At 63.8% G+C, this 5,260-nt stretch carries 7 protein-coding genes; 4 read left to right on the top strand and 3 right to left on the bottom strand.

Going from position 1 to position 5,260, the window contains the following annotated elements:
* Nucleotides 1–19: 19 nt before the first annotated feature.
* Both VN004_RS13620 and VN004_RS13615 read right to left on the bottom strand, forming a co-directional pair.
* Entirely contained in the window at nt 20–1,114 is a 1,095-nt protein-coding gene (locus VN004_RS13620) for a HAMP domain-containing sensor histidine kinase (protein ID WP_325610911.1), read from the bottom strand.
* An 86-nt stretch (nt 1,115–1,200) separates the two neighbouring features.
* Nucleotides 1,201–1,656, bottom strand: coding sequence for a MaoC family dehydratase (locus tag VN004_RS13615; RefSeq protein ID WP_325610909.1), 456 nt, complete (start codon nt 1,654–1,656; stop codon nt 1,201–1,203).
* Nucleotides 1,657–1,748: 92 nt separating this feature from the next.
* Between VN004_RS13615 and VN004_RS13610 the strand changes: the two genes are divergently transcribed.
* The 4 genes from VN004_RS13610 (at nt 1,749) to VN004_RS13595 (ending at nt 4,454) form a co-directional block, all read left to right on the top strand.
* Nucleotides 1,749–3,044: a Xaa-Pro peptidase family protein gene (locus VN004_RS13610; RefSeq protein WP_325610907.1), complete on the top strand. Its 1,296-nt coding sequence runs from the start codon at nt 1,749–1,751 to the stop codon at nt 3,042–3,044.
* Between the two features lie 148 nt (nt 3,045–3,192).
* Nucleotides 3,193–3,573, top strand: coding sequence for a rhodanese-like domain-containing protein (locus tag VN004_RS13605; protein ID WP_325610904.1), 381 nt, complete (start codon nt 3,193–3,195; stop codon nt 3,571–3,573).
* Between the two features lie 14 nt (nt 3,574–3,587).
* Complete coding sequence (locus tag VN004_RS13600; RefSeq protein ID WP_325610902.1) at nt 3,588–4,094, top strand: hypothetical protein; 507 nt, start codon at nt 3,588–3,590, stop codon at nt 4,092–4,094.
* Nucleotides 4,095–4,223: 129 nt separating this feature from the next.
* The gene (locus VN004_RS13595; protein ID WP_325610899.1) at nt 4,224–4,454 is read left to right on the top strand and encodes a hypothetical protein; all 231 of its coding nucleotides are present in this window, start codon (nt 4,224–4,226) and stop codon (nt 4,452–4,454) included.
* Between the two features lie 71 nt (nt 4,455–4,525).
* Here VN004_RS13595 and VN004_RS13590 read toward each other — a convergent pair.
* On the bottom strand, nt 4,526–5,260 hold a 735-nt coding region (locus VN004_RS13590), incomplete at its 5' end, for a hypothetical protein (protein ID WP_325610896.1).

The following is a 5,260-nucleotide window of genomic DNA, read 5'->3' as shown; positions in this document are numbered from 1 at the left end:
GCATGTGTCGGGATCATCCTCAATGCAAAGGAGGTTCGGCATCGGCATTGGCTTCCGGAGCGCCGGGTCCTGCGACCGGCAGAGTGATGGTTACAAGCGTGCCTTCATTGGGCCCGCCGTCGACCCGTATGGTCCCCTGGTGGTTTTCAACGAATTTCCGGGCGACATAGAGGCCGATGCCCGCGCCATGCACCCCGCGGCTGTTGCGCGCTCGATAATAGGCCTCGAAGATCTTCTCGCGTTCGTCGGGCGCGATACCCGGCCCCCGATCCGCAACGGTCAGCACCGCATGACCGTTGCGGCGCGTCCCGCCGATCCGCACCTGTCCGCCGGGCGGGGAAAACTTGATTGCGTTCGACAAGACGTTGCCGATGATCTGGCGCAGCATATCCGGATCGCCCTGCACCTCCTCCGGCAGGCCTGACAGGTCGGCCTCGAATGACACCGCACTGGTGTCGAGATCGACGAAAACATCCTCAACCAGCTGACGCAGATCGACGGGGACGAGGCGCATGTCGGAACTGCGTTCGCCGACTTCCGATGCAAGCTGGACCTGCTGGACGATCGCCTGAATGTGCCGGACCGCCCCGCGTATCTTGTCTGCCCGCGCCTGATCGCCGGTATCGAGGCTGCGGCGCAGCAGAAAGGCCTGCCCATCAATGGTGGTCAGCGACGTGCCGATTTCGTGCGTCAGTACATCGAGAAACCGCCGTCGCGTCTTGGCATTGGCCGTTTGCTCGTTGAGGTCCGCCTGCATCAAGGCCTCGGCATCCTTTCGCGTCGTCACCAGCACCGCGACCACCCATTGCGCGGCAATGGCGATCGCACGATTGGCGAAGAACACGATGGAGAGCGCTTCGTCCGGCGGATTGATAAAGGAGCCGAGCACGGAAAACAGCGTGGCGACCGCGGCGGCGATATAGGCCGAGCTTCGGAAGCTGAAGATCGAAAGAAAGATGATCGCGGCGTAGATGAAACAGATCGTGACGTGATCCGGCGTGGTGTCGAGATCGGCAAAAAACACCAGCACCATCAGCAGCAACACGATCGCGAAGATCAGCCACTCCTTGCGGGAGATGGGAGGAGGCGCAGATGAGGCTGGCAATTCTGACATTCGCGATCGGCGCCTGATGTTGCTGCTGCCACCAGCGCTCGCATATCGCCGATTGAAGCGGCGGACAATCGCCGTCTCGGAATACGTCAGCCCGGCCGCCGCATCACCACGAGGTTGGACACCATCACCTGAACCGGCTCATCGCGCTGATTGTACGTCGTTGTGCGGACCTTCATCAGCCCCTGATCGGGCCGCGATTTCGACGGCCGCACCTCCAGCACCTCGGTGACAAGGCGGAGCGTGTCGCCCGGCCGGGTCGGCCGCGGCCAGCGGATTTCGTCGACTCCCGCGCCGATGATGCCGCCGGCGATCGGCAGGCCGCCATCGACCAGCATTCGCATGGTCATCGACACCGTATGCCAGCCGCTTGCCGCCAGACCCTTGAAGAAGGTGTTGGCCGCCGCGCCTTCGTCGAGATGAAAGGGCTGCGGATCGAACTGGCGCGCATAGGCCTTGATCGCGTCCGCCTCCACGATCGTGGACGGCGAGGCGAAAGTCTGACCGGGTGAAAAGTCCTCCAGATACAGCGGCGTTTGGGCCATCGGCCTCCCCCTCCCCCTTTCCAATGCGGGCGTGTAGACTACACGTGACCCGCGCAGCCGCGCCAATTTTGAACAAAACGCGAGGACACCTCATGGATCAGACCGTCCGCAAGATCAGCGCCGAAGACATCAACCCCCGTCACGATTGGGGGCGTGCGCTGCCGGTGCTTGGCACCATGGGGGTCGATTTCGAGGAGCGCGTCGATTACCGCCGCCTGCACAATTACCGGCTCTCCCGCGCCCGTGCGGCCCTGGAGAAGTCCGATCTCGGCGCCCTTCTGCTGTTCGACGACAACAACACCCGCTACGTCACTTCGACCAAGATCGGCGAATGGGCCCGCGACAAGCTCTCGCGCTGGACCCTTTTGACCCGCGGTTCGGCCGATCCGATCTTGTGGGACTTCGGCTCCGCGGCCGTTCACCACAAGCTCTATTCCCCATGGCTGAAGCCGGAAAATTGCCGGGCCGGTCTTGTCGGCCTGCGCGGCACGGTTCATCCGGATTTCGGCCTGATGCGGCGCCATGCCCAGGAAATCGCGTCGCTGCTCAAGGAGGCCGGCGTTGCCGACATGCCGGTCGGTGTCGACCTGATCGAGCCGCCGATGATGTTCGAACTGGAACGCGCCGGCATCAAGGTCAAGGACGGCCAGCAGGTCATGCTCGAAGCGCGCGAGATCAAATCGGCCGACGAGATCGCACTTCTGAACCGCGCCGCGGCCATGGTCGACGGCGCCTATGATCTCATCAACGAGAAGCTGCGGCCGGGCGTGCGCGAGAACGACATCGTCGCCGAGGTCAACAAGTTCCTCTACACCCATGGCTCGGACGACGTGGAAGCGGTGAATGCGATTTCCGGCGAACGCTGCAATCCGCATCCGCACAATTTCACCGACCGCATGATCCGGCCCGGCGATCAGGCCTTCTTCGACATTCTTCAGTCGTTCATGGGCTATCGCACCTGCTATTACCGCACCTTCAACGTGGTGCGTGCCACCGACTCGCAGCGCGATGCCTACAAGAAGGCGCGCGAATGGCTCGACAATGCGATGGCGCGCATCAAGCCGGGTGCTTCAACCGCCCATATCGCCGAAGCATTCCCCAAGGCGGGCGAATTCGGCTTCCCCGACGAGATGGCGGCCTTCGGCCTGCAATTCGCGCACGGCCTCGGTCTCGCGCTGCACGAGCGGCCGATCATCTCGCGCGTGGTGTCGATGGATCACCCGACCGAGATCAAGGAAGGCATGGTGTTTGCGATCGAGACCTATTGCCCGGCGACCGACGGCTATTCCGGCGCGCGCATCGAGGAAGAGGTCGTGGTCACCGACAAGGGCTGCAAGGTCATCTCGCTCTTCCCCGCCGAGGATCTGCCGATCAGCGCCAAATACTAGGTCCGGCTGGCCGCCGGTGCCATCTGCCGCGCGGACGACCGGACAAGAAATTCGGACGGCATGAGGTTTATTCCCGTGCGGTGGCCTCCTAGATGAGGCCCCCGCACCGGCCAGCGGCCGTGTGTCTGCAACGATTGGGAGAACGAGCATGGCAACGAGCCTGAAGGCGATGATGGAAGCGGCCAACGCGGCGGTGCCGCGCATCACGCCCGCACAAGCCAGGGAGCTGATCGGCAAGGACAATGTGCTTGTCGTCGATGTGCGCGACGCCAAGGAGGTCGAACAGACCGGCAAGGTGCCGGGTGCGATCAACGTTCCGCGCGGCATGATCGAATTCCGGGCCGACCCGGATTCGCCTTACCACGACAAGCATTTCGACAAGTCCAAGACCGTGATCGTCTATTGCGCATCCGGCGGCCGCTCGGCGCTCGCGGGCAAGACGCTCAAGGATCTCGGCTTCGAGAAGGTGCAGAATCTCGGCGGCTTCAAGGACTGGGCGGAAAGCGGCGGGCCTGTCGACAAGGCGTGACGCCTCGCGCAAGCATGACCATCCGGCGCGGTTTGCCTGCCTGGCTCCGCTCCCTGATCCCCCTCGGGACTGCGCTGCTGTTGATGGTCCTGCTGCCCTTTCTGTTCTTCGCCGCGCTGTTCTGGGCGGCGGAGGGAAGCTGGGACTTCGAAGGCCGCTCGGGTCTGCGTTACTGGGTGTTCGTGAAGGGCTCGCGGCTCGACCGGCTCGGCCTAGTCGCGCCTGTGCAAGATCCGCCGCCGAAATACAGCGTCAGCCTGCAGGAGGGCACTTTCCCGGGCTGGAAAGTGCTCGCCTATCAGAGCACCGCAACGCCGCGCGCCATCATCGCCGCCTATGCCGAGCGCTGCCAGGCGCTTGGCCTGCGCGTCACAAAGCGAACCGAGCCTGCAGACGATGATGACTCAATCGCGTCGCTCGTGTGTGAGATCGAACCTTATCTCGACGCGGAGTTCCGTGCCGAGCGCAAGCCGCCGGCGACAACGACGGAGGTCGGACTTCGGGTCTGGGGAAGCGATTAGGGCCGCGCGGCCTTCATAGCGCTGGCGGGCAGGTCGGGCCGGTGCGGTTTTGCGCTTCCAGTCCGCAAGGTTTCCGGGTCAAATCCCGCACCGGACCCATACGCCCGTCACACGCCGCATACGCGCATCATGAGCCAATATCCGCATCCGCATTATCGCACGCCCAAACAGGCCGCCGAGCATCGCGCCTACATGATCCGCACGATCCTGTGGCTCGCGGCGATCCCGCCATTGATCTTCGTCGTGATGGCGTTCGGCTACAGTGATCAGGCACCGGCTTTCCTGCGCGATCTCACCGTTCAGCTCGATACGGCGTTCGGCCGACCGGTCTGGTCGATCATCGGTCCCGCCGCCAAATAGCGCTCGCCGCCGCTGCAAACGAAAAGGCCCGCATCGCTGCGGGCCTTTTTCTTTTGCCGAAAGACTTCAGGTCATTGCTGACGTTGCGTCGCCGGCTGGGCCGTACGTTGCGCCGGAGTCCGCCGTTGCTGCGCCGTCGACGCCTGCGGCTGCTGGAAGGCTGAGAAGTTCGCGGCGAACGGGTTTTGCGGCTTGCCGCCCGGATTGAGAGACGCCATCCGATTGATGAAGGTTTCCGGCAGGTACATGTTCGGGTTCGGCGAATCGAGACCGATGTACCGTGCGATATCCGCGGCGAACGCGTTGCAGTTATAGGTCGTCGCGTGCCAGGTCTTCTTGGTCGCCTGCAGGTGTTTGATATAGGCGAGCGCCCGGCGGTACTCCGCCTCGGTCAGCGTCACGCAGAAGCGCGCGGTCAGGTATTGCTCGTCGAGATCGCCCCAGGACGCCCCGGTCTCCGACTCCACCGGCACCATCATGCCCCGCATATAGGTATTGGGGTCGTCGCCCTTGGGATGCAGGCCGGCGACCTGGAAGCTCGCGAAGCGATTGCCTTCGCCAAGTCGGCCATGGAAGACGAAGGTATGGCCGTAGCTGACGGCGGTGCGGGAGCGGAATTCGATGAAATACGGCTTCCCGGCTGCGCGCACCGCGCGGCAACCCGTCGAGGTGACCGGCATTTTGATCGGCTCACGCCGCGGGCCTTGCACCTGCGCTTGCGCCGGCTTCTGCTTTGCTCGCTCGCCGGTCACATGGACCGCCGGGAGCGTTGAGCCGGTCGAACCGGTCGAGGCCGGCCCCGGATC

Origin of the sequence: Pseudorhodoplanes sp., from assembly GCF_035565855.1 — a bacterium.
Classification (GTDB): Bacteria; Pseudomonadota; Alphaproteobacteria; order Rhizobiales; family Xanthobacteraceae; genus Pseudorhodoplanes.
This window is presented reverse-complemented; position numbering and strand designations above follow the sequence as displayed.